The sequence below is a fragment of the Acidovorax sp. K2F genome (assembly GCF_025246485.1).
GTDB lineage: Bacteria > Pseudomonadota > Gammaproteobacteria > Burkholderiales > Burkholderiaceae_C > Acidovorax > Acidovorax delafieldii.
Genome location: NZ_JAOBSQ010000009.1, coordinates 187385 through 210919, shown reverse-complemented (window position 1 = coordinate 210919; position 23535 = coordinate 187385). Strand labels below are relative to the sequence as shown.

Genomic DNA, 23535 nt, shown 5'->3' with positions numbered 1-23535 from the left:
CACACCCGTGTTGTCCGACTTCACGCGGACCTTCACGTTGTAGTCCACCACGCGCTTGACGGGAACGAGAACTTTCATGGTTGGGTCTTTCTGAAAAAACAGGAAATCGATCAGTGCGACAGCGTGCGGTGCAGGTCACGCAATTCACGCTTGAGCACCTTGCCGATGGCGCTGCGCGGCAGCTCATCGATGAAATGCAGCGCAGCCAGCCGCTGCGTTTTGCCCGCCCGGGCGTTGTACCAACCCATGATCTGGGTGGCGTCTTCGGTGGCGCCCGGTCGGCGGCACACAAAGGCCACCGGCGTCTCGCCCCACTGTTCGGAGGGCACGCCGGTCACGGCCACGTCCTCCACGGCGGGATGCTTGCGCAGCTCTGCTTCGAGGTCGCTGGGGTAGATGTTGAAGCCCCCGCTGATGACCATGTCCTTGCGGCGGTCCAGCAGGGTCAGAAAGCCCTGCGCGTCAAACAGGCCCACATCGCCCGTGCGGATGAAGCGCTTGCCGGTGGCATCAAACCACTCGGCCTCGCGCGTCTTGTCGGGCTGCCGGTGGTAGCCGGTCATCATGCCGGGCGAGTGGCCCACCACCTCGCCGGTGGCACCGGGCGGCAGCTCATGGCCCTCTTCGTCGATCAGGCGGATATCGCTGGTGGATGCGGGCTGGCCCACAGTGTGCAGCTTGTCCGGGTGCTCGTGCGCCGCCAGGATGCAGGTGCCGCCGCCTTCGGTCATGCCGTAGAACTCGTACAGCGCGCCCGGCCAGCGCGCCAGGATGTCGGCCTTGAGCTCGGCACGGAACGGCGCGCTGGTGCAGAACTTGGCGCGAAAGCACGACAGGTCGAATTCACCAAACTGCGGCAGCGCCATGATGCGCTGGTATTGCACCGGCACCAGCATGGAATGCGTGGCGCGGATCTGCTGCGCGGTCTGTAAGTAGCGCAGCGCATCGAACTTTGGCATCAGCCGCACGCTGCCGCCCCAGCACAGGCCGGGGAAAAATGACACCAGCGTGGTGTTGGAATACAGCGGCGTGGCCAGCAACGTGACGCTATCTGGACCGTAGCCCTGCGCCAGGCCGCGCACCAGATGCGCCCAGCGCATGCCGTGCGATTGCACGATGCCCTTGGGGTTGCCGGTGGTGCCGGAGGAATAAATGATGTTGAACGGGTGCTCGGGCCCCACGTCCACCGGCTGCGGTGCGGCGCCTTCGGGAGCGAGCCACTCAATCCACGGCGTGCCCGCGCCGGTATCGTCCAGCGCCACCAGGGGCAGCGCACCGGCGCCTTCCATCACTGCCGGCGGCACCGCCGCCCTGCCCTGCGCATCGGCAAACAGCAGGCGCGCCTGGGCATCGCCCAGCATGGACGCCATCGCATCGGGCGTGACGGAGGGTGCCAGCGGTGCCACTACCACACCCGCACGCAGGGCGCCCAGGTACACGGCGGCATAACGCACAGACGACGCGGCGCACACGGCAACCACATCGCCCGAGTGCAGGCCCGCCTGCTGCAACGATGCGGCCACGCGGTCCACCAGGGCATCGAGTGCGGCCCATTTCAACGCGGAGTCGTCATCGGCCAGGGCGCTGGCCTGCGGGCGCTGCCGCGCGTTGTCACGCAGCAGATCGGAGACCCGGCGGAAAGGGGGCAAAGGGGCAGAGGCAGTTGCGTTGGTCATGGCCCAACTTACTCGAAGACGATGCCCTTGTCGCGGATCACCTGGCCCCACTTGGCGTAATCGCCACGCACGCGCTTGGCCATCTGGTCCGGGCCCTGGTAGTTGGCGATGGCACCGGCGTTGAGCAGCTTGTCCTGCACTTCCTTGTCGGCCAGGATGGCTTTGACTTCGGTGCTGATGCGCTCGACCACATCCTTGGGCGTGCCGGGCGGGGCCATCAGGCCGCCCCACGACACGGCATCAAAGCCCTTGAAGCCCTGCTCGGCAATGGTGGGCACGTTGGGGATCACGCCCACGCGCTGCGGCGAGCCCACGGCAATGGCGCGCAGCTTGCCCGTCTGGATATGGGGCAGCGCTGCCACGAGGTCTGCATACATCATGGGCACCTGGCCGCCCAGCGTGTCGGTGATGGCAGGCACACCGCCCTTGTAGGGCACATGCTCCATCTCGAATTGACCCAGCTGCTTGAGCAGCTCCATGCTCAGGTGGCCAAAGCTGCCCACGCCCGAGGAGGTGTAGTTGAGCTGACCAGGCCGCGCCTTGGCGTGGGTGATGAGCTTTTGCAGATCGGTCACGGTAGGCATCTGCGCCGGGTTGACCACCACTACGATGGGCAGGTCGTACACGGTAGCCACGGACACGAAATCCTTGGTGGTGTCGTAGCCCGCCTTTTTGTACAGGTGCGGAGCCAACAGCGTGGGCGTGGCCAGCATCATGAGCGTGTAGCCGTCGCCAGGGGTCTTGGCGATCTGCTGCGCGGCAATCGAGCCCGAAGCGCCCGCGCGGTTCTCCACCACCACGGGCTGCTTCAGCCGCTCAGCCAGCTTCTGGCCGACGATGCGCGAGGCCGTATCGGTGGGCCCCCCTGCCGGGAAGGGCACCACGAGCTTGATCATCTTGTTGGGCCAGGCCTGGGCGTGTGCTGGGACCGAGCCCAACAGGCCCATGACCGACACTGCAGCAGCGGCTGACAGCACGGTGCGACGGGAGAAAGCAGCAGGGAAAAGAGATGGTTTGTTCATGGCGAAAACGTCTTGTCTTTCAGTGGTCCTAAGCGCTGCGTAGGCCCACGCCGTCCGAAACTGGCGAGGCCGAAGCGAGAGCAACCGCGCAAGGGCCGCCCCGCCGCGCTGGCTGCGTCCCCCTGCCCGCATGGCGCAGCCATGCGAGAGCGGGGGGAAGCCGCGCAGCGGCTCAGGGGGGTGTCAATCTAGTTTCGCGCCAGAGACCTTCACCACGCGCTCCCACACCGGTGCGTCCTTCTTGAACTGGGCGCTGAACTGCTCGGGACTGCTGCCCACGGGGATGAAACCCATCTGCTGGATGCGGTCGCGCACTTCGGGCATCGCGATCACGGCCTGCAGCTCAACGCCAAGCCGGGCTACGACTTCGGGCGGTGTCTTGGCGGGTGCGCTCATGCCCACCCAGCCCGTCACCTGGAAGACCTCGTCCTTGATACCCTGCTCAGCCATCGTGGCCACTTTGGGCAGCGCGTCCATGCGCTGCGCGCCGGTCACGGCCAGTGGCTTGAGGCGGCCCGATTCGATGTAGGGCCGGGCCGACTGCAGGCTGGCAAACGCCATCTGGAACTGCCCGCCCACGAGATCCTGCAGCATGGGCGCCTCGCCCTTGTAGGCCACGTGGTTCATATCGGCCTTGTGCTTGTCGGACAGCCACGCACCCGCCAGGTGGGCGTACGAACCCATGCCCCACGAGCCATAGGCGATCTTGCCCTTGTTGCGGTCGATGTAGGCCATCAGCTCCGCTGCGTTGTTGACCGGCAGCTGCGGGTTGACCAACAGCACCACCGGCGCCAGCGCGATCTGCGTGATGAGGGCCTGGTCCTTTTGCGGCTGGTATGGCAGGCGGTCGTACAGGAACTGGTTGATGAGCATGGTGGTGCCCAGGGACACCAGCAGGGTGTAGCCGTCGGCCGGCGACTTGAGCGCCTGGTCGGTGCCGGTCACGCCGCCGGCTCCGCCGCGGTTGTCCACCAGAACAGGCTGGCCCAGGCGGGCCGAGAGCTTCTCGCCCAGCGCGCGGGCGGTGATGTCGGTGGCGCCACCGGCCTGGTACGGCACGATCAGCTTGATAGGCTTGGCAGGCCAGGCGTCCTTACCCGCCTGCGCCAGGGCCGAGCCCAGCAGGCCGGTGCCGATGAGGGCGGCCAGGCCCTGCAGGACCCTGCGGCGGGGAATACGGAAGAAGTTCATGTTTGTCTCCGGATGGCAATAGGAAAAGGTCGATAGCGCTTGTTCCGCAAGCGCTTTCCGCTATTATTTTTATAGCTATTAAAGCGGGGGAAGTGTGAGCACACCCTTGTCGCGCAGGGCCTGAAGCTCGGCCTCTGGCAGTTGCAGCAGCTGCTGCAGCACATCGCGCGTGGCGTCGCCCAGGGTGGGCGGTGCGTTGCGGATGGGCAGGCGCTGGCCGTCCAGCCGATAAGGCGGCGCGAACACATGCGTGGTGCCCGCCACGGGGTGGGGCATTTCCTGCAGGAGGCCGCCACGCCGCGTACGCTCGCTGGTCAGCGCTTCGTGCAAGCCAGCCACCCTGCCGCAAGGGATGCCAGCAGCGGTCAGGCGTTCGAGCAGCACATCACGCGGGAAGCTGGCAATCAACGCCTTCATCTCGGGCAGCAGGGTCAGTCGATTGCGGGCACGCTCGACATTGGTGGCAAAACGGGGGTCTTCCACGATGTCCGGGCGCATCACCACCTGACGGCAGAACTTGTCGAACTGGCTGTTGTTGCCCACGGCGATGATGAGCGGACCGTCCTGTGCCTCGAACATGCCGTAGGGCACGATGGACGGGTGGGCGTTGCCGTAGCGCTGCGGGTCGTGGCCCAGCAGCATGGCGTCCAGGCCGTAGTAGCCGGTGATCATCAGACCGCAGTCGTACAGCGCCATCTCGATGTGGCGGCCCTTGCCCGTGCGCTCCCGCCGGAACAGCGCGGCCAGCACGGCCTGCGCCGCATACATGCCGGTCATCATGTCCACCGCGGCCACGCCGAACTTCAGCGGGGGCTGGCTGGCCTCACCGTTGATGGCCATCAGACCCGCCTCGCCCTGGATCACCAGGTCATAACCGGGGCGCTTGGCCTCGGGGCCGGAGCTGTCGTAGCCCGCCACCGAGCAGTAGATGAGGTCGGGCTTGATGGCCTTGAGCTGCTCGTAGCCCAGGCCCAGCTTCTCGGCGCCGCCGGTCTTGAAGTTCTGGACCACCACGTCGCACTGCGGCAGCAGGTCGCGGATGATCTTCACGCCTTCGGGCGTCTGCAAATCCACCGTGATGGACCGCTTGTTGCGGTTCATGCTGTTGTAGTAGGTGGTCTCGGTCTTGCCGATGCGCATGCCCCAGTCGCGGGTGTCGTCACCCCGGCCGGGGTGTTCCACCTTGATGACGTCGGCACCAAAGTCGGCCAGTACCTGGCCGCACAGCGGGCCCGCAAACACACGCGAGAGGTCGAGCACGCGCACGCCTTCGAGCGGGAAGTCCATGCCCTCGGGCAATGGGGGGGTGGGGGTGGTGGAGGTCATTGCGTAGTGTCTTGTGTACCCGCGCCAGCGGCATTGACCTGGCGCAGGCGGGCGAAATCGGCCGGGCGTTTTTCCAGAAACGCACCAACGCCTTCGCGGGATTCTTCGGTGGCTTGCGACTGCACCATGAGCTGTGCTTCCAACTCCAGCTGATCGTCCAGTGGCTGGACGTAGGCACTGCGGCACAGCGCCTTGATGCGGCCCATGGCCAGGTCCGGCCCGGTGGCCACCTGCGCGGCCAATGCCAATGCCTGCGTCAGCGCCTCACCCGGTTCGGCCAGTCGGTTGACCGGGCCGAGTGCATGCAGTCGCTCGCCAGAGATGCGTTCGCCGGTGAGGCACAGCTCGGTCAGCACCTGGCGCGACACGAACTCGGCCAGGAAGGCAGTGGCGCCGCCGTCGGGCGTGAGACCCACCTTAACATACGCGACCGAAAACACGGCGTTACGCGCAGCCACCAGCATGTCGCAGGCCAGCGCCAGCGACAGGCCCGCACCAGCGGCAGCGCCCTCCACCGCTGCAATCACCGGCTTGCGGCAATCGCGCACGGTGCGGATCAGGTCGTGCAGGCCTTCGAGCTTGGCGCGGCGCTCTTCGATGGGCAGCTCACGGCGCTTGGCCAGCTGGCGCAGGTCACCGCCCGCGCAGAAGTGCCCATCCTCGCCCGTGAGCACGATGGCGCCGACGGTAGGGTCAGCCTCGGCCTGTGCCAGTGCCTCGGTCAGCGCTGCATAGAACGCGGGCGACAGCGCATTGCGCGCGGCAGGGTTGTTGTTGGAGAGCACGAGCACCGCGCCCTCACGGCGTTGCAGCAGAGGCAGTGGCTGCTCCATGGCTTCAGCTCCGGCCCAGCGCGATAAAGCGCGCCAGGTGGTGGTCTTCATCGCCAAACTGGTGGTCCACCATGACGAGGCGCTTGGCGTAGTGCGACAGCGGCAGCTCCCACGTCATGCCAATGCCACCGTGCAGCTGGATGCTTTCCTCGGCCACCAGCGCGCCAATGCGGCCCATGGTGACCTTGGCGGCGGACAGCGCACGCTCGCGCTCGGTGCGGTCGGTGCTTTCCATGGCTGCTGCCGCATTGATGACGGCCGAGCGTGCCTGCTCCACTTCCAGCAGCAGGTCGGCCATGCGGTGCTGCAGAGCCTGAAAGCTGCCGATGGGTACGCCAAACTGCTTGCGCGTTTGCAGGTAATCCAGCGTGTGCTTCTTGGCCACATCCATGGCGCCCAGCGCCTCGGCACACACGGCCAGAATGCCCCAGCCCACCGCGTGCTCCAGCGTGGCAAAGCCCTGCCCTTCTGCGCCCAGCAAGGCCCCTGCGCCCACCTGCACGTTTTGCAGCGTGACTTCGGCCACACGGCCACCATCGATGCGGCCCATGCCACGGCGGCTCAGGCCTGCAGCATCGGCGGGCACCAGGAACAGCGAGATGCCGTCTTCATCGTCCACAGCGCCCGCTGTGCGGGCACTGACCAGTAGCAGTTGAGCCTGGTCGCCATGCAGCACCACGGCCTTGTGGCCGGTGAGCAACCAGCCGTCGCCATTGCGCACGGCGCGGGTGGTCACGCGGTTCAGGGCGTAGTGCGCGCCGGCTTCCTCGTGCGCCAGGGTCACCGCGGTGCTGCCGTCGATGATGCTGGCGATGTGTTCCTTTTGCGCAGCGCTGCCCGCCAGGCCCAGCGCCCGGCCCACCACCAGCGCGCCGACGAAGGGCTCCACCACCAGGCCGCTGCCCAGGGCTTCAAACACCACGGCCACATCAAAGCCTGCGCCGCCGAAGCCGCCATCGGCTTCGGGGAAGAGTGCGCCAATCGCGCCCAGCTCGGCAAAGCGGCTCCACAGCGCCGCGTCCATGCCGCTGTCGCCGTAGGCGATGTGGTTGCGCGTCTCGATCCCGTACTGCTCGGCCACAAAACGGTTCAGGGTGTCCGCCAGCATGCGGCGGTCTTCGGTATGTTCAAAGTTCATCGCGGCAACCTCACAGGCCCAAAATCATTTTTGAAATGATGTTCTTCTGGATTTCATTGGAGCCGCCAAAGATCGACAGCTTGCGGTAGTTGAAGTAATTCGCAGCTGCCGTCGCTGCCTCCTTCCGCCCCACGGGTTCATCGGCATAGCCTTCGTACTGCGCTTCTTCGATGAAAGGCAGCGCGTACGGGCCCACCGCACGGCGGATGAGCGAGAGGATCTCCTGCCGGATCTCGGTGCCGCGAATCTTGAGCATGGAGCTTTCAGCCCCTGGCACGCCGCCACCGGCCACGGCGGCAATCACGCGCAGGTTGGTGGTCTTCATGTTCTCCAGGTCAATCTCGACCTGGGCCATGCGGGCGGCAAACAGTGGGTCCTGATCCAGCGGCTTGCCGTTTTTGATGACCTTGGCGGCAATCACCTGGAGCTTGGCCAGCGCGGCAATGCAAAAGCCCACGCCTGCAATGCCCGTGCGCTCATAGGTCAGCAGGTACTTGGCGTAGGTCCAGCCCTTGTTCTCCTCGCCCACCAGGTTTTCCACGGGCACCTTCACATCGGTGAAGAACACCTCGTTGACTTCCTTGTCGCCATCGAGCGTGCGGATGGGGCGCAGCTCCACGCCGGGCGAGTTCATGTCCACCAGCAAGAAGCTGATGCCCGACTGCGCCTTGGCTTCGCGGTCGGTGCGCACCAGGCAGAAGATCATGTTGGCGTGCTGGCCCTGGGTGGTCCAGGTCTTCTGGCCGTTGACGATGTAGTGGTCGCCCTGGCGCACCGCCGTGGTCTTGACCGAGGCCAGGTCCGAGCCCGCGCCAGGTTCGGAGTAGCCCTGGCACCACCAGTCCTCACCGCTCAGGATGCGCGGCAGCCAGTATTTTTTCTGTGCCTCGTTGCCAAACTTGATGAGCACCGGGCCCAGCATGTTCACGCCAAAGGGCACGATGCGCGGGCCACCGGCCAGGGCGCATTCGGTGTCGAAAATGAACTTCTCGACGGCCCCCCAGCCGGGGCCGCCATAGGCTTCGGGCCAGTGGTTGGCCAGCCAGCCGCGCTCGTTCAGGATGGCGTGCCACTCGTCCTGGTCCGCCTTGGTCAGGCGCTGCCCGGCCTTGACCTTGGTGGCGATGCGCTCGGGCAGCTTGGCTTTCAAGAAAGCCTGCACCTCGGCGCGGAAGGCTTCTTCTTCGGGGGTGAAATTCAGGTCCATTGACGGTTTTCCTCAGTCATCCATGGCGCTGTGCGCCTGTATACGGCCTTTGCACTGGCGCGCCCCAGGCGGGGGACGCCGAGCAAGGGCCGCCCCGCAGCGAGGGCGTCGTCCCCCTCCCGCAGGAGAGGGGGAAGCGGCGCCAGCCGCTCAGGGGGTGTTTCAATAAATCTCGAACAGGCCTGCAGCGCCCATGCCACCGGCGATGCACATCGTCACCACGCCGTACTTGGCCTTGCGGCGGCGGCCTTCGAGCAGCAGGTGGCCCACCAGACGTGCACCGGTCATGCCAAAGGGGTGGCCAATGGCAATCGCCCCGCCGTTCACGTTCAGCCGCTCGGACGGAATGCCCAGGCGGCGCTGGCAGTACAGGGCCTGCGAGGCGAAGGCTTCGTTCATCTCCCACAGGTCAATGTCCTGCACCGTGAGGCCGTGGCGCGCCAGCAGCTTGGGCACGGCAAACACGGGGCCAATGCCCATTTCGTCGGGCTCGCAACCCGCCACCGCAAAGCCACGGAACGCGCCCAAGGGCTGCAGGCCACGGCGCTCGGCTTCTTTCGCTTCCATGAGCACGCAGGCGCTGGAGCCGTCGGACAGTTGCGAGGCGTTGCCTGCGGTGATGAACTGGCCCGGACCTTTCACCGGCTCCAGCTTGGCAAGACCTTCCAGCGTGGTGCTGGCGCGATTGCAGTTGTCGTGTGTGGCGGTCACTTCACGGTAGGTGACCTCGCCGGTTTCCTTGTTTTTTTCCATCATGCGCGTGGTGCAGGGCACGATCTCGTCAGCGAACACGCCGGCCTGCTGTGCGGCGGCGGTGCGTTGCTGGCTTAGCAGCGAGAACGCATCCTGGTCTTCGCGGCTGATGCCATAGCGGTGGGCCACGATGTCGGCGGTGTCGATCATGGCCATGTAGAGGTCGGGCTTGTGCTCTTGCAGCCAGGGGTCGATGTCTGCCGGGTTGCCGGTCCGGATGGCCGAGATGCTTTCCACCCCGCCCGCCACCATGGCGGGCACGCCTTCGGCCACGATGCGGCCTGCGGCAATCGCCACCGACTGCAGGCCCGACGCGCAAAAGCGGCTGGCCACCATGCCGGCCACCGACAGGGGCAGGCCCGCACGCAGCGCCGTCTGGCGGCCAATGTTCTTGCCGGTGATGCCCTCGGGGTAGCCGCAGCCCATCACCAGGTCTTCGATCAGCTCGGGGTCGATGCCCGAGCGCTCGACCGCCGCCTTGACGGAAAAGGCCGCCAGCTGCGGGCCGGGTGTGGCATTGAACTCGCCCCGGTGCGACTTGGTCAGCGGGGTGCGGGCGGTGGAAACGATGACGGCTTCACGCATGATTTGCTCCTGATTTAATAGCTGTTTGCGCTTATTCATAAAGCGCTAGAGGCCAATATGACTCGAATACGGTGGGACTGATGGAAAACGCTTCGCGTGCAATGCAGGTCAGGCAGACTCTGCGCTATGCAGCCTTGTTCAGGCTGTCGAAATTGCGCCCCTCGGCTACCAGCTTTTCCAGCAGCGGCGCGGGCTGCCAGAACAGAGGGTCTTCCTGGGCGAACTCGCGGATATCGGCCAGCACCTTGTCCAGCCCTGTCATGTCGGCCCACTTCATCGGCCCGCCACGGTGGCGCGGAAAGCCGTAGCCCGCGACAAAGGTCACGTCCACATCCAGCGGGCGCAGGGCAATGCCTTCGGCCACCACTTTGGCGCCTTCGTTGACCATGGCGGCCATGTAGCGGCGCATGATCTCGTCGGCGCTGAAGCTGCGGGGCGTGACGCCTTTCTTGGCGCGCTCGGCATCCACTATGGCCAGCACTTCCGGGTCGGGCTGGCCCGTGCGGGCACCGTCGGGGTACAGGTAGAACCCGCGCCCGGTCTTCTGACCAAACCAGCCGCGTTCGCAGATGCGGTCGGCAATCTCCACGTACCGGGCCTTGGGGTCGCGCGTGGCAGCGCGGCGCTTGCGCGTGGCCCAGCCGATGTCGCCACCGGCCAGGTCTGTCACCTGGAACGGGCCCATGGCAAAACCAAAGCCGCGCACGGCGGCGTCGATCTCATACGGGCTGGCACCGTCTTCCAGCAGGTAGTCGGCCGCCTGCTTGTACACGGCCAGGATGCGGTTGCCGATAAAGCCGTCGCACACACCGGCGCGCACAGGCACCTTTTTGAGCTTCTTGGCCAGCTCAAACGCCGTGGCCACCACGTCGGGAGCAACCTTGGCGGGCACCACGATCTCCAGCAGCTTCATGATGTTGGCGGGGCTGAAGAAGTGCAGGCCGATCACGTCCTGCGGGCGGCCAGTGGCAGCGGCAATGGCGTCGATGTCGAGGTAAGACGTGTTGGTAGCCAGCACAGCACCGGGCTTGCACACGCGGTCGAGCTCGCGGAACACGGCCTTCTTGACCTCGATGTCTTCAAACACGGCCTCGATCACCAGGTCCACCTGGGCGATGTCGGCATAGTCGGTGCTGCCGGTGTAGCGCGCCATCACGGCGGCCTGGGCGGCCTCGGTCATGCGGCCCTTGGCCACCAGGGCGTTGTAGACCTTCTCGACATTGGCGCGGCCCCGGGCAATGGACTCGGCATCGCGCTCGATCATGGTCACCGGCAAGCCGGCATCGAGGGCTGCCACGGCAATGCCCGCGCCCATGGTGCCGCCGCCGATGACGGCGATGCTGGCGACAGTGCGTGGCTGCGCGGCCTGGGCCTCAGGCACTTTGACCACTTCACGCTCGGCAAAAAAGGCGTGGATGAGCCCGGCGCGTTGCGGGCTGTCGATGCATTCCATGAACAGCGCACGTTCGCGGGCCATGCCTTCTTCAAACGGCAACTGCAGTGCAGCCTGCACGCATTCGATGATCTTGAGGGGCGAGAACAGGCCGCGCGACTTCTTGGCCGTCTCAGCCTTTTGCTCTTCCAGCCAAGCCAGCGCAGCCTGCGGCTCGGCAATGGCCAGGTCACGCGTGCGGCGCACGGGGGCGTTGGCAGCCAGCAGTTCGCGCACGTTGGCCAGGCCTGCGGCCAGCGGGTCGGTGCCTTCCACCAGCTTGTCAACCAGGCCGGCTTGCAGCGCGGCCTGGGCCTTGAGGGGCTGGCCACTGAGCATGAGGGTGGTCGCAGCCTGCACGCCCATCAGGCGCGGGGCGCGCTGCGTGCCACCCGAGCCAGGCAGCAGGCCCAGGTTCACCTCAGGCAGGCCCAGCGTGGCGGCGGGCAAGGCCAGTCGGTAGTGGGCCGACAAAGCCACCTCCAGCCCGCCGCCCAGGGCTGCGCCGTGCAGCACGGCCACCACGGGCTTGTTCAGGTTTTCGATGGCGCGGCAGACCTCGGGCAGGATGGGTGCTACCGGTGGCTTGCCGAATTCGCGGATGTCCGCCCCGGCAATGAAGGCCTTGCCCGCGCCCACCAGCAGCACGGCGACCACGGCGGCATCGGCCTGCGCCTGCTGCATGGCCGCCAACAGGCCCTGGCGCACGGCGGCGCCCAGGGCGTTGACGGGCGGGTTGTCGATGGTGACGACCAGAACATCGCCATGCAGCGCGGTAGTAACAACGGAAGATGCGGCAGCGGCGGCATGCATACGGGGAAGTCTCCTGGTCAATGGCTGTGCCTGTTGATGACTGGGGGATTGTTGATGCGCGAAGTAATCTTGACAATTACATAGCCCATTGACAGACTGTCAAACTTTCTTTGACAAACTGAGGCAAGCGAGCGTTCAGGCGCCGCCCCACCTATCTCGCCTATGGAACTCACCTCCCTCACCGTGCTGGTCGACATCCTTGATGCTGGCAACCTGAGTCAGGCCGCGCGCAACCTGAAGATGACGCGTGCGAATGTGAGCTACCACCTGCACCAGTTGGAAAAATCGGTGGGTGTGCAGCTGGTGCGCCGTACCACGCGCCGGGTGGAGCCCACTGAGGTGGGCCTGCGCCTGTACGCCCACGGCCGCGCCATTCAGAACGAAATGCTGGCCGCGCGCGAGACGATTGCCACGCTGGGCCAAGGCCTGCAGGGCCGCGTGGGCCTGAGCGTACCCAGTGGCTACGGGCAGATGGTGATGTCGGACTGGCTGATCGACTTCAAGCGGCTGTACCCTGGCATCGTGCTGGATGTGCGCTTTGAAAACCGGGTGGACGACCTCATCCGCGATGAGGTGGACATCGCCATCCGCGTGATGCCCGAGCCCCCGCCCACGCTGGTGGCGCGCGACTTGGGCAGCGTGCGCTACATCGCCTGCGCATCGCGGGAGTACGCCGAAACGCATGGGCTGCCCCAGGACTTCGAAGCTCTGCAGGCCGCGCCGGTGATCACCGCAGGGGTGGTAGGCAAGCAGCTGCGCCTGCGCGGATACCGGGGTGACCAGCGCCAGGAAGCCATGCTGGAGCCCACCCTCATTTCGGAGCACTTTCCGTTTCTGCGCCAGGGCATCCTGGCAGGGCTGGGCGTAGGGCTGGTACCGGATTACGTGGTGCAGGACGCCGTGACCAGCGGCGAAGTGCTGACCACACTCGACGACTGGCGACTGAGCATTTTTGGCACCCAGATGTTCATGCTCTACATGCCCAACCGCCACCAGACCCGGGCAGTGCGCACCTGCATTGACTACCTGCTGGGGCGGGCCCTGCCGGCAGCCGGCCAAGGAGTGACTGCGGAGCCAGGATGAGCATCTTCTGCGCGTTTACAAGCAAAAATAGCCGCAAGCGCAGGTACTCATTGCACTAGCAGCTATTTTATTGATAGCAATCGCTACTGCGACAGTAGCAATGCGGGATGAGTCCCTCCGCCGCGCGTCAGCACACCCGCGTGGCGGCTGGCATCAAATCCGCCCTTCCTCCACCGCATGGCACGCAATGCGAATGCCGCCAATGCTCAGGAGCTGGGGGCGCTCGGTGCGGCAGCGGTCATTCACATGGGGGCAGCGCGGGTTGAACGCACAGCCGGGCGGCGGGTTCAGCGGGTTCGGCACCTCGCCCTGGACGGGGGTGCGGGCCTTGCCGGTGTCGTGCATCTTGGGGATGGCATCGAGCAACATGCGCGTGTAGGGGTGACGCGGTGTATCGAACAACGTGTGTTTGTCGGCCAGCTCGACCAGCCGGCCCAGGTACATCACGCCGACCTGGTCGCTCACGTGGCGCACCACGGCCAGGTTGTGGCTGATGAACAGGTAGGTGAGCTGCCGTTCGCGCTGCAGGTCCTTCATGATGTTGAGGACCTGGGCCTGCACCGACACATCGAGCGCGCTGGTGGGCTCGTCGCACACCAGGAACTCGGGTTCGGTGGCAAGGGCGCGTGCAATCGAGATGCGCTGGCGCTGCCCGCCCGAGAACTGGTGCGGGTACTTGACCATGTCCAGCGGCGACAGCCCCACGGACTTGAGCAACTCGCCCACGCGGGTTTTGAGCTGTTCCTTGTCGGTGATGAGGCCGTGTTCTTTCAGTGGCTCTCCAATGATGTCCTCCACCAGCCAGCGCGGATTAAGGCTGGCGTACGGGTCCTGGAAGATCATCTGGATGCGGCGGCGCATGGCCTTGGCATCGTTGCCCTTGAAGGCGGCGTGCGCGTCCTGGTTGTCGAAGGTGAGACCGCCGCGGGTGGGCTCGTACAACCCCACCAGCAGGCGGGCCACGGTGCTCTTGCCGCAGCCGGACTCGCCCACCAGGGCCAGCGTCTTGCCCTTCTCGATCTCGAAGCTCACGCCATCCACCGCATGCAACAGGGTGCGGGGCTTGCGTTCGATCACACGGTTGAGCCAGGGAGCGGAGACGTCAAAGGTCTTGGCCAGGTCGTGCGCCTGGACCAGGGCCTTGCTTTTCGTTGCGGTGGCACTCATGCGGTCACCTCGGCTTGGGTCGCGGCACCAGCGTGCAGCCAGCAAGCAGCGCGTGTAGCGCCTGCATCCATCAGGTCGGGGCGGTCGGTCATGCAGCGGTCAAAGGTCTTGGGGCAGCGGGGGTTGTAGGCGCAGCCACGGGGAATGGCGTTCAGGCGCGGCATGGCGCCATCGATCTGGTTCAAACGTTCACGGTCCATCGTCATGTCGGGGATGGAGGCCATGAGACCGCTGGTGTAAGGGTGCGATGGCTGATTGATCACATCGTGCACCGGACCGATCTCGGCCACGCGGCCGGCGTACAGCACGGCCACGCGATCACAGGTTTCGGCAATCACGCCCATGTCGTGGGTGATCAGCATCACGGCCGCACCGCGTGATTTGCAGATGTTCTTGAGCAGCGTGATGATCTGCGCCTGGATGGACACATCCAGCGCCGTGGTGGGCTCATCGGCCACGATGAGTTTGGGCTCGGCCGCCAGGGCCAGGGCGATCACCACACGCTGGCGCATTCCACCGGAAAACTGGTGCGGATAGTGGTCAATGCGCTCTTCAGCTGCCGGGATGCCGGTGTCCTTGAGCAACTGAATGGCACGCTGGCGGGCCTCGGCGGCGTTGACCGGCAGGTGCGCCAGGATGGTTTCGGTGAGCTGTCGGCCCACCGTGTACAGCGGGTTCAGCGAGGTCAGCGGGTCCTGAAAGATCGCGCCAATGCGGCGACCACGGATGTGGCGCATTTCCTCATTGCTGAGGTTGTCGATGCGCTGGCCCTCCAGCAGGATCTGGCCCGAGGCCACACGGCCCGGCGGCTCCAGCAGACCGATGATGGCCGCGCCGGTGAGTGACTTGCCGGCGCCGGACTCCCCCACCACGCCCAGGATCTCGCCGGGCGCAATGGAGAAGGAAATGTCGTCCAGGGCGCGCAGGGTACCGCGGCGGCCCGGGAATTCGACAACGAGGTTTTTGACTTCGAGAAGGCTCATGGAGATATCGCTTTTCTTGTTCTTGTTGTGGCTCAACGCAGGCGCGGGTTCAGGGCATCGCGCAGCCAGTCACCCAGCAGGTTGACCGACAGCGCAATCAGCACCAGCATGGCGCCAGGAAACACGGTGATCCACCATTCGCCCGAGAACAGGTAGTCGTTGCCGATGCGGATCAGCGTGCCCAGCGAGGGCGAAGTGGGCGGAGCGCCCACACCCAGGAAGGACAGCGTGGCTTCGGTGATGATGGCCGTGGCCACCTGGATGGTGGCCAGCACCAGCACGGGCCCCATCACGTTGGGCAGCACATGCTTGCGCATGATGCGCAGCGGCGGGACCCCCGTCACACGGGCCGCCTGCACGTATTCCTTGTTGCGCTCCACCAGCGTGGAGCCGCGCACCGTGCGGGCATATTGCACCCAGCCGGTGAGGGAGATGGAGAGGATCAGCACCCCGAACGCCAGCGACTCGTGCGCATTGGGAAACAGCGCACGACCCACGCCGGCAATCAGCAGCGCGACCAGGATGGCAGGAAAGGAGAGCATCACATCGCACAGGCGCATGAGCACAGCATCCACCCAGCCGCCCCGGAAACCGGCCAGCAGACCGAAGGCCACACCCACCACCACGGAGAGCAGCACCGAGGCAATGCCGACCACGAGGGAGATGCGCGCACCGTAGATCAGCGCGGACAGGATGTCACGGCCCTGGTCATCGGTGCCCAAGGGGTATTTCATGGAGCCCATTTCGCTCCACGCCGGGGGCAGCCGCGCGTCGCTCAGCTCCAGCGTGGTGAGGTCGAACGGGTTGTGGGGCGCCACCCATCCGGCGAACACCGAACAGAACAGGCAAATCAGCGCAATGGCGGCGGCCAGCATGGCGACCGGCGATGTGCGGAAGCTGTAGCCAACGTCGCTGTCGAACCAGCGGGCAAGGGTAGTTTTCATTGTGGGAAACCAATCAACAGGCAACAACACGCGCAACGGGTAGCTGCGGGTGTTGTTGCGGGCTTGAATCAGCCGATGGCGTTGTCGTTGTTGTAGTCGTCGTATCGATCAGGCGGGAACAAGCAGGATTACTTGCTCACGGTGATCCACTTGAAAGGCATGTAGTTGTCGGCCATCTGCACCAGCTTGACCTTCTTGCTCACCCCCCAGGCCAGCGCCTGCTGGTGCAGCGGCAGGTGGCCTACGTCGGCGGTGTGCACATCGAAGGCTTCCTTGATCATGGCATCGCGCTTGGGCTTGTCGGTCTCGACCAGGATCTTCTTGGTCAGTTCGTCCAGCTTGGGGTTGCAATACGCACCCAGGTTGAATTGGCCCGCTCCGGTCTTGTCGTCGGGGCAGATCATCAGCGCATTCAGGGCGTTGTGCGAGTCGTAGGTGGTGGGGGTCCAGCCCAGCATGTAGAAGCTCGTGTCACGGCGCAGCACCTTGGGGAAGTACGTGCCCTTGGTCTCGGCCGCGAGGTTGATCTTGACGTTGATGCGCGACAGATTGGCAGCCACCGTCTGGCAGATGCGACCGTCATTCACATAGCGGTCGTTGGGACAGTTCATGGTGACTTCAAAACCGTTGGGGTAACCGGCTTCAACCATCAGCTTCTTGGCGGCTTCGACGTCATAGGGCAGGCGCTTGACATCCGGCTGGAAGCCGTTGATGCCGGGGCCCACCATCAGCGCGGAGGGGTTGGAGGCGCCTCGCATCACAGTCTTCTTGATGCCTTCGATGTCGATGGCCTGGTAGAAGGCCTGGCGCACGCGCTTGTCCTTGAAGGGGTTCTTGCCCTTGACGTTGGAGTACAGCAGCTCGTCGCGCTTCTGGTCCATGCCCAGGAAGATGGTGCGCAGCTCAGGGCCAGTGATGGCGCGGGCATTGGCGCTGCCGTTGATACGCTCGATGTCCTGCACTGGCACAGGCTCCATCACGTCCACTTCGCCCGACAGCAGGGCCGCCACGCGCGTGGCATCGTTACCGATGGGCGTGAACACAACTTCGGTGGCGTTGCCTTCGATCTTGTCCCAGTAGGCGCCATTGCGCACGAACACCGTGCGCACGTTGGGCTGGCGCTCACGCAGGCGGAAGGGGCCGGTGCCATTGGCGCGGAACGACGCCGCGTTCTCGATGCCCTTGCGGCGGTCTACCGGGGTTGTGGCCTGATTGGTCTCGCACCACTTCTTGCTCATGATGTAGGACGTGGTGATCACGTCCGGGAGGATGGGCTGGGGAGCCATGGTGTCGATCTCGACCGTGTGGTCGTCGATCTTGCGCACCTGCTTGATGTCGCTGTTGGTGGCCTTCATGTCAGAGCCATCGCCCTTCATGCGAGCAAAGCTGAACACCACGTCGTCGGCAGTGAACGGCGTGCCGTCGTGGAACTGCACACCCTTGCGCAGCTCGAAGCGCCACACGGTGGGGGCAATCTGCTTCCAGCTGGTAGCCAATGCGGGCGCAAGGCTCAGGTCCTTGTTGCGGCCCACCAGCGGTTCGTAAACGTTGCTGGTCACGCTCAGCTGCAGCGACTCGTTGAGTGAGTGCGGGTCCATCGACAGGGCATCGCCCTGGTTGGCGATGCGAACGGTCTGTGCCTGAGCTACCAAACTCGTCGCAGCCAGCGCAGCGAAGAGAGCGGTCACAGCGACTTTTTTCTGGAATTTCATGGAAATCTCCTGGTAGTGAAAGGGTGGGATGGAAGGGTACGAAGACTTCCGGTGGGTGAGCGGTGTGTGCGTGGAGAAGTCAGACGCCCGCGCCTGATCAGAGCGCGGGCAGCGGCATGGCCTGCTCGATCAGGCTGGCGTGCAGCGCAGCGCCCAGCGGCAGGATGTCATCGTTAAAGTCATACCGACTGTTGTGCAAGGCGCTGCCGCTCGACCCTGTGCCCTGGCCAATGCGCAGGTAAGCCCCCGGCTTGTTCTGCAGCATGAAAGAGAAGTCTTCAGCGCCCATGCTGGGCTCCAGGTCGCGCACCACGTGGTCGGCCCCCAGCAGCGACTCGGCCACATCGCCCGCGAAGATGGCTTCGCTTTCGCTGTTGATGGTGGCGGGGTAGATGCGTTCGTAGTGCACCGTGGCCGTGGCACCGAAGCCGAGCGCAATGGCGCTGCACAACTCCTTGAGGCGCTTCTCCACCATCTCCTGCACCAGCGGGTCGAAGGTGCGCACGGTGCCCACCAGCGTGGCCGTGCCGGGCAGCACGCTGAAGGCACCCAGGTCGCCTGCCTGCATCGCGCAGAGGCTGACCACCGCACTGTCGATGGGCCGCACATTGCGCGAAACGATGCTCTGAGCTGCGGTGATGATGTGGGCCGCGACCAGCACAACGTCCACCGTCTGGTAGGCGTGCGCGCCGTGGCCGCCACGCCCAGTGATCTCGACCGTGAAACGGTCGGCAGCAGCCATCATCGGCCCGGCATTGATCCCCACGGTGCCGGGCTTCATCGCGGGCCAGTTGTGCATGGCAAAGATGGACTGCACGGGGAAGCGGTCAAACAACCCATCTTCCATCATCACGCGGGCGCCGGCAAAACCTTCTTCGCCTGGCTGGAACACCAGCACGGCGGTGCCGTCGAAGTTGCGCGTTTCCGCGAGGTAGCGCGCGGCGCCAATCAACATGGCGGTGTGGCCGTCGTGGCCGCAACCGTGCATGAGGCCCTGCTTGCAGGACTTCCAGGCAAAGTCGTTGTGTTCGGTCAGCGGCAGGGCATCCATGTCGGCGCGCAGGCCCACCATGCTGCCGCTGGCCGTGCTGCGCCCCCGAATGACGCCCACCACGCCTGTGCGCCCGATCCCGTCGTGGATCTCATCCACACCGCAGAGCTTCAGCGCTTCCTTGACGCGTTTGCTGGTGTAGATCTCTTCAAAACCCAGCTCGGGATGGGCGTGCAGGTCACGCCGTAGCGCCGTCAACTCGGGGTGGTACTGCGCGATGTGCGCGAAGGCGCGACCACCGGCTTTCCAACGAGGGCCTTGCATCAGTGGCCTCCTGCCTTGCCCACGCGCAGGCGGGGATCGACCGCGAAGTACAGCAGGTCGACCACCAGGTTGATGACCACGAAGATCAGCGCGATCAGGCACAGGTAAGCGGCCATCACGGGGATGTCGGCGAACGTGACGGCCTGGATGAACAGCAGGCCCATACCTGGCCACTGGAACACGGTCTCGGTGATGATGGCGAAAGCGATCAGGCCACCCAGTTGCAGACCGGTGATCGTCAGCACAGGCACCAGCGTGTTCTTGAGGGCGTGGCCAAAGTGAATGGCCCGGTTGGACAGGCCGCGCGCCCGGGCGAACTTGATGTAGTCGGTGCGCAGCACCTCCAGCATTTCAGCCCGTACCAGACGCATGATCAGCGTGAGCTGGAAGATAGCCAGCGTGATCGCAGGCAAGGTGATGTGATGCCAACCCTTGGCCTTGAGCAAGCCGGTGCTCCACCAGCCCAGCTGCACCACTTCGCCACGGCCGAAGCTGGGGAACCAGCCCAGGTGCACCGCAAACACCAGGATCAGCAAGATGCCGATCAGGAAGGTGGGGAGGGACACGCCCAGCAGCGACAGGGTCATGAACAACTGGCTGGTGAAAGTGCCACGCTTGAGGGCGGCATACACGCCCATCGGCACACCAATCACCAGCGCGAGCAGGGCCGCTACGAGGGCCAGCTCCAGCGTGGCCGGGAAGCGCTCGGCAATCAGGCGCGATACCTTGGCGCCCTGGCGCAGGCTCAGGCCAAACTCGCCCTGCGCCGCATTCACCAGAAAGTGCCAGAACTGCACGAAGAAGGATTTGTCCAGGCCGAGGGCGCTGCGCAGCTCGCGAATCTGCTCAGGGGTGGCATCCTGGCCCAACAGGAACACCACGGGATCTCCCACGTACTGGAACAGCATGAAGGAGATGAAGGCCACCGTGACCATGACAATCACAGCCTGTATCAGGCGGCGCAATATAAAGGCAAGCATCAGAGAGTCGAGTGAGTGTTCGATGGAAGTGCCACCGCCACTTTTGGTGGCCGAGGCACTGCGGGTCAATACATCGTCAGATATACCAAAGAAAGCAAGGGCCGCACGGCCCTTGCTTTCAGTCAGTCAAGAATAAATCAGTTCACCTTGACGGTGCGCATGTCCACGCGGTTATCGGCACGGTGCACCAGTTCGATGTTCTTCTTCATGGCCCATGGGATCACCTGGTCATGCAGAGGAATGTGGGACACGGTGTCGTTGGACAGTTGCAGCGCCTCGGTCAGCATACGGGCGCGCACAGGTGCATCGGTCTCGGCCTTGATGCGGTCCACCAGGTAGTCCATGCGCTGGTTGCTGTAGCGACCCACGTTGTAGTTACCGTCACCGCCTTGGCCCACCGTGCGCACCAGCGATTGCAGGCTGTACAGCGCGTCAAATGTCGGCACGCCCCAGCCCAGCATGTAGATGCTGGCTTCGTAGCGCTGGATCATCGGGAAGTAGTTGACCAGCGGCAGCGTGCGCAGCTTGGCCTTCACACCCACGCGCGCCCACATCGCTGTCACGGCCTGGCAGATGGCTTCGTCGTTGATGTAGCGGTTGTTGGGGCAGGCGAAGTCCACTTCAAAACCATCGGGGTAACCCGCCTCGGCCAGCAGCTTCTTGGACGCATCCACGCTGTACGGGAAGCGCTTGCCCACGGCCTCGGTGTAGCCGGCCACTTGGGGCGCCACGATGGTGCCTGTGGGCTTGCCCAGGCCGCGCATGATGTTGCGCGAGATGGTTTCGGCATCAATCGCCTGGTAGAGCGCCTTGCGCACCCGCACGTCCTTGAGCGGGTTCTTGCCCTTGATGTTCGAGCCCGGGAGCTCTTCGCGGAACTGGTCCATGCCCAGGAAGATCGTGCGGTTCTCCACGCCGTCAATCACCTTCAGGTCAGGGCTGGCACGCAGACGGCCCAGATCCTGGGGCGACGGGTCGAGCACCAGATCGACTTCACCCGACAGCAGTGCGGCAATGCGCGTGGCTGCAGACTTGATGGGCGTGTAGACGATCTCAGTCACATTACCGTCCATCTTGCCCCACCAGTTGGGATTGCGCTTGAACACCATCTTCACATCAGGCTGCCACGACTCGAGGGTGTAAGGCCCTGTCCCCATGGCATTGCGGTGGGCGAAGTTTTCGTCGTTGCCCTTGATGTCTTTGGGCTCCACCGATTTGTTCTTTTCGGCCCATGCCTTGCTCATGATGCGCAACTCGGTCATCTGACGCAGCAACACCGGGTTGGGCGAAGACAGGATCACATCAAAGTTCTGAGCATCCACCTTCACCACTTTGCTGATGCCCTGCACATAGGGGGTGAAGTTGGACGTTTTGGCCATGGCCCGCTGGATGGAGTACACCGCATCGTCCGTGGTCAACGGCGAACCATCATGGAACTTGACGCCCTGGCGCAGCGTAAAACGCACCTGCGTGGGGCTGATCTCCTTCCAGGCTGTTGCCAGCACGGGCTCCACATCAAACGTCTTGCTGTTGTAGTACACCAAGCTTTCATACACGTTGGCATGAAGGCCGTTTTGCAGCGCATTGTTCTGGGAGTGAATGTCCCAAGTCGCGATTTCCCCCTGACTGGCCCATTTGAAGGGCTTGGCTTGCAGTGATGGCGCAAACAGCAGCGCGGCGGCCGCAGCCACCGCCAAAAGACTGTGGTTGAGTTTCATGGAACCCTCTTGATTAAAAATTTTACTATGCAGTAAAGGTTGCTCTATAGCCAACGGGAAATCCCTGAATCCCCGGTGCTATGAAGGGCCTATAACTGCGCTGGCACCGCTTTCGTCATGCAAGGTTGGTGCCAGCTAAAACTTTGCTTTCGCGAGTACCCATTGGCACTCATGCGGTTGCTCACGAGGGCGATATCGCATCGACACCTTTTCAATAAATTTTGGGCCGATGTACCGACGTTGGGCCTCCTAACCGCGGTTCTTGAGCCCCTAGTCGCTACGGGAACACCCGGCGCATGGAGACAACCGTCCGCAAAACACAACCAAAGCTCCTCATGAGCGTTCATCCCTGGAACACCAACCATGGAGTCAATTGGAATCAACCCAAACACACCGACAAAGGCTCTCTCAGGGACAAAACAAACAAGCAAACAACCCGAGAAATGAAAAAAGCCGCCCGAGGGCGGCTTTTGAGCTTGTATATCAACAACTGGCCAAAGCCAGCTGACGATATTAGAAGCTGTGACGGATACCGAAGTCGTAACCGTTGGAGTTGCTGTTCACACCAGTCACAGCGCCGTTCAGAGCTTGTGCAGCGCCGTTCTTGTTGGTCAGGTGAGCGTACGTTGCGTACAGAGCCGTGCGCTTGGACAGGTTGTGCACATAGCCCAGAGCCAGCTTGTTGGAACGGGGATCAGCACCAACGGTGTCGATCTTGTAGGTGGAGTAGGCCAGACGAACTTCGCCAGCGCCCACGGGCACCAGACCACCGATCAGGAAGCCCTTGCCGTCGTTGCCGCCGCTGATCTTGTCTTGGTTGTAGTGAGCCATGATCTTGGCCACGCCCAGATCATATTGACCGCCCAGGTTCACAGCCTTGATGTTGCCAGCCAGGAACTTGGTTTCGGAGAAAGCGATAGCGGCGTTGATGGGGCCGTTAGCGTAACCAGCGCGCAGTGCCAGGCCGTTGCCGTCCTTCTTGTTGGCAGCGTTGCTGTTGTTCTCACCCATGTAGTACTGGGCTTGGCCGTAGAAACCACCCAGGTTGCCAGGCAGGAAGTAGCCGATGGAGTTCGACGCGCGGATGGTGGTAGGGCCACCCAGGCTGGAGTTCAGAGTTTGGCTGGTGCCAACACCGACATTGCCGAACGGATCGAACACGGCCAGGTTCCAGTATTGGGGCGTGTAGTCACGGCCCAGACGCACTTCACCGAAGCCGCCGTTCAGGCTGACCGTCGAACGACGGTTGAAAGTCAGGCCGCCGCCAGTGCTGGTAGCTGCTTGGTTGTTGGTGTTGGTAACGCTGCCGGTGCCGTTGTCGTTGTTCAGACCAGCTTCGAGCCAGAACGAAGCGGCCATGCCACCACCCAGGTCTTCAACGCCGCGGAAACCCAGACGGCTGGAGTTGTAGCCGGAGTTCGTCAGTTGCGACTTGTTAGAGACGCTGCCGGAACCGTAAGCGTAGGCTGCGTCAACCACGCCGAACAGGGTCACGGAAGATTGAGCCATTGCAGCGCCGGAAGCAGCCAGCACAGCCAGGGCAATCAGGGATTTTTTCATTGCGAGTTACTCCAAGGTTAAACATCGGGCTCCGGTACGGGGGGTCTATGGTGAAAGCACCTGCACAGTCCCGCCGGTTTCCCGGGCCAACCTCCTG

Annotated in this window: 18 protein-coding genes and 1 pseudogene; 1 reads left to right on the top strand and 18 read right to left on the bottom strand. The window is 64.1% G+C overall.

Annotated elements, in window-relative coordinates; all coding sequences use genetic code 11:
* From N4G42_RS04490 to N4G42_RS04445, 10 genes and pseudogenes are all read right to left on the bottom strand, one after another.
* A pseudogene (locus N4G42_RS04490) lies at window positions 1-78 on the bottom strand (electron transfer flavoprotein subunit beta/FixA family protein); the annotation flags it as partial.
* A 32-nt stretch (window positions 79-110) separates the two neighbouring features.
* On the bottom strand, window positions 111-1676 hold the full coding sequence (locus tag N4G42_RS04485) for a class I adenylate-forming enzyme family protein (protein ID WP_260666314.1): 1566 nt from the start codon (window positions 1674-1676) through the stop codon (window positions 111-113).
* A gap of 8 nt (window positions 1677-1684) precedes the next feature.
* Window positions 1685-2698, bottom strand: coding sequence for a Bug family tripartite tricarboxylate transporter substrate binding protein (locus N4G42_RS04480; protein WP_260666312.1), 1014 nt, complete (start codon window positions 2696-2698; stop codon window positions 1685-1687).
* A 183-nt stretch (window positions 2699-2881) separates the two neighbouring features.
* Entirely contained in the window at window positions 2882-3889 is a 1008-nt protein-coding gene (locus tag N4G42_RS04475; RefSeq protein WP_260666311.1) for a Bug family tripartite tricarboxylate transporter substrate binding protein, read from the bottom strand.
* A 78-nt stretch (window positions 3890-3967) separates the two neighbouring features.
* Complete coding sequence (locus tag N4G42_RS04470) at window positions 3968-5215, bottom strand: CaiB/BaiF CoA transferase family protein (RefSeq protein WP_099731198.1); 1248 nt, start codon at window positions 5213-5215, stop codon at window positions 3968-3970.
* Window positions 5212-6048 carry an oxepin-CoA hydrolase, alternative type gene (locus tag N4G42_RS04465; RefSeq protein WP_056059949.1) on the bottom strand — a complete coding sequence of 279 codons (837 nt, stop codon included), beginning with the start codon at window positions 6046-6048 and terminating at the stop codon, window positions 5212-5214. Before N4G42_RS04465 ends, N4G42_RS04470 begins: the two co-directional genes overlap by 4 nt.
* A 4-nt stretch (window positions 6049-6052) precedes the next feature.
* Window positions 6053-7186 (bottom strand): acyl-CoA dehydrogenase family protein, encoded by a 1134-nt coding sequence (locus N4G42_RS04460; RefSeq protein WP_260666310.1) that lies wholly within the window; start codon window positions 7184-7186, stop codon window positions 6053-6055.
* Window positions 7187-7196: 10 nt separating this feature from the next.
* Complete coding sequence (locus N4G42_RS04455) at window positions 7197-8393, bottom strand: acyl-CoA dehydrogenase family protein (RefSeq protein WP_260666309.1); 1197 nt, start codon at window positions 8391-8393, stop codon at window positions 7197-7199.
* Between the two features lie 162 nt (window positions 8394-8555).
* A complete protein-coding gene (locus N4G42_RS04450; protein WP_099731201.1) occupies window positions 8556-9731 on the bottom strand; it encodes an acetyl-CoA C-acyltransferase in 1176 nt (391 codons plus the stop codon).
* Between the two features lie 124 nt (window positions 9732-9855).
* The gene (locus N4G42_RS04445) at window positions 9856-11976 is read right to left on the bottom strand and encodes a 3-hydroxyacyl-CoA dehydrogenase NAD-binding domain-containing protein (RefSeq protein WP_260666308.1); all 2121 of its coding nucleotides are present in this window, start codon (window positions 11974-11976) and stop codon (window positions 9856-9858) included.
* Between the two features lie 162 nt (window positions 11977-12138).
* Here N4G42_RS04445 and N4G42_RS04440 point away from each other — a divergent pair, with 162 nt between their 5' ends.
* Window positions 12139-13059, top strand: a complete 921-nt coding sequence (locus N4G42_RS04440) for a LysR family transcriptional regulator (protein WP_146869945.1) — start codon at window positions 12139-12141, stop codon at window positions 13057-13059.
* Window positions 13060-13212: 153 nt separating this feature from the next.
* Here the strand turns inward: N4G42_RS04440 and N4G42_RS04435 are convergent, their stop codons facing one another.
* The 8 genes from N4G42_RS04435 to N4G42_RS04400 form a co-directional block, all read right to left on the bottom strand.
* On the bottom strand, window positions 13213-14226 hold the full coding sequence (locus N4G42_RS04435) for an ABC transporter ATP-binding protein (RefSeq protein ID WP_056059138.1): 1014 nt from the start codon (window positions 14224-14226) through the stop codon (window positions 13213-13215).
* Window positions 14223-15209 carry an ABC transporter ATP-binding protein gene (locus N4G42_RS04430; RefSeq protein ID WP_108498609.1) on the bottom strand — a complete coding sequence of 329 codons (987 nt, stop codon included), beginning with the start codon at window positions 15207-15209 and terminating at the stop codon, window positions 14223-14225. The genes N4G42_RS04435 and N4G42_RS04430 overlap by 4 nt, the downstream gene beginning before the upstream one ends.
* Before the next feature lie 32 nt (window positions 15210-15241).
* On the bottom strand, window positions 15242-16153 hold the full coding sequence (locus N4G42_RS04425) for an ABC transporter permease (protein WP_056059141.1): 912 nt from the start codon (window positions 16151-16153) through the stop codon (window positions 15242-15244).
* A gap of 128 nt (window positions 16154-16281) precedes the next feature.
* Window positions 16282-17865, bottom strand: a complete 1584-nt coding sequence (locus N4G42_RS04420) for an ABC transporter substrate-binding protein (RefSeq protein ID WP_056059145.1) — start codon at window positions 17863-17865, stop codon at window positions 16282-16284.
* Window positions 17866-17962: 97 nt separating this feature from the next.
* On the bottom strand, window positions 17963-19180 hold the full coding sequence (locus N4G42_RS04415; RefSeq protein WP_260666307.1) for a M20 aminoacylase family protein: 1218 nt from the start codon (window positions 19178-19180) through the stop codon (window positions 17963-17965).
* Window positions 19180-20160 carry an ABC transporter permease gene (locus N4G42_RS04410; protein ID WP_015012584.1) on the bottom strand — a complete coding sequence of 327 codons (981 nt, stop codon included), beginning with the start codon at window positions 20158-20160 and terminating at the stop codon, window positions 19180-19182. The genes N4G42_RS04415 and N4G42_RS04410 overlap by 1 nt, the downstream gene beginning before the upstream one ends.
* 137 nt (window positions 20161-20297) lie before the next feature.
* Window positions 20298-21878 (bottom strand): ABC transporter substrate-binding protein, encoded by a 1581-nt coding sequence (locus tag N4G42_RS04405; protein WP_260666306.1) that lies wholly within the window; start codon window positions 21876-21878, stop codon window positions 20298-20300.
* Window positions 21879-22391: 513 nt separating this feature from the next.
* The gene (locus N4G42_RS04400) at window positions 22392-23438 is read right to left on the bottom strand and encodes a porin (protein WP_260666305.1); all 1047 of its coding nucleotides are present in this window, start codon (window positions 23436-23438) and stop codon (window positions 22392-22394) included.
* Between the last annotated feature and the right edge of the window lie 97 nt (window positions 23439-23535).

What these genes read in the sequence shown, in the direction of transcription:
- N4G42_RS04430 (WP_108498609.1), bottom strand. Translation starts at nt 15,209, where the DNA reads ATGAGCCTTCTCGAAGTCAAAAACCTCGTTGTCGAATTCCCGGGCCGC.
- N4G42_RS04465 (WP_056059949.1), bottom strand. Translation starts at nt 6,048, where the DNA reads ATGGAGCAGCCACTGCCTCTGCTGCAACGCCGTGAGGGCGCGGTGCTC.
- N4G42_RS04410 (WP_015012584.1), bottom strand. Translation starts at nt 20,160, where the DNA reads ATGCTTGCCTTTATATTGCGCCGCCTGATACAGGCTGTGATTGTCATG.
- N4G42_RS04440 (WP_146869945.1), top strand. Translation starts at nt 12,139, where the DNA reads ATGGAACTCACCTCCCTCACCGTGCTGGTCGACATCCTTGATGCTGGC.
- N4G42_RS04475 (WP_260666311.1), bottom strand. Translation starts at nt 3,889, where the DNA reads ATGAACTTCTTCCGTATTCCCCGCCGCAGGGTCCTGCAGGGCCTGGCC.
- N4G42_RS04435 (WP_056059138.1), bottom strand. Translation starts at nt 14,226, where the DNA reads ATGAGTGCCACCGCAACGAAAAGCAAGGCCCTGGTCCAGGCGCACGAC.
- N4G42_RS04415 (WP_260666307.1), bottom strand. Translation starts at nt 19,180, where the DNA reads ATGCAAGGCCCTCGTTGGAAAGCCGGTGGTCGCGCCTTCGCGCACATC.
- N4G42_RS04400 (WP_260666305.1), bottom strand. Translation starts at nt 23,438, where the DNA reads ATGAAAAAATCCCTGATTGCCCTGGCTGTGCTGGCTGCTTCCGGCGCT.
- N4G42_RS04480 (WP_260666312.1), bottom strand. Translation starts at nt 2,698, where the DNA reads ATGAACAAACCATCTCTTTTCCCTGCTGCTTTCTCCCGTCGCACCGTG.
- N4G42_RS04420 (WP_056059145.1), bottom strand. Translation starts at nt 17,865, where the DNA reads ATGAAATTCCAGAAAAAAGTCGCTGTGACCGCTCTCTTCGCTGCGCTG.
- N4G42_RS04450 (WP_099731201.1), bottom strand. Translation starts at nt 9,731, where the DNA reads ATGCGTGAAGCCGTCATCGTTTCCACCGCCCGCACCCCGCTGACCAAG.
- N4G42_RS04455 (WP_260666309.1), bottom strand. Translation starts at nt 8,393, where the DNA reads ATGGACCTGAATTTCACCCCCGAAGAAGAAGCCTTCCGCGCCGAGGTG.
- N4G42_RS04445 (WP_260666308.1), bottom strand. Translation starts at nt 11,976, where the DNA reads ATGCATGCCGCCGCTGCCGCATCTTCCGTTGTTACTACCGCGCTGCAT.
- N4G42_RS04485 (WP_260666314.1), bottom strand. Translation starts at nt 1,676, where the DNA reads ATGACCAACGCAACTGCCTCTGCCCCTTTGCCCCCTTTCCGCCGGGTC.
- N4G42_RS04470 (WP_099731198.1), bottom strand. Translation starts at nt 5,215, where the DNA reads ATGACCTCCACCACCCCCACCCCCCCATTGCCCGAGGGCATGGACTTC.
- N4G42_RS04405 (WP_260666306.1), bottom strand. Translation starts at nt 21,878, where the DNA reads ATGAAACTCAACCACAGTCTTTTGGCGGTGGCTGCGGCCGCCGCGCTG.
- N4G42_RS04460 (WP_260666310.1), bottom strand. Translation starts at nt 7,186, where the DNA reads ATGAACTTTGAACATACCGAAGACCGCCGCATGCTGGCGGACACCCTG.
- N4G42_RS04425 (WP_056059141.1), bottom strand. Translation starts at nt 16,153, where the DNA reads ATGAAAACTACCCTTGCCCGCTGGTTCGACAGCGACGTTGGCTACAGC.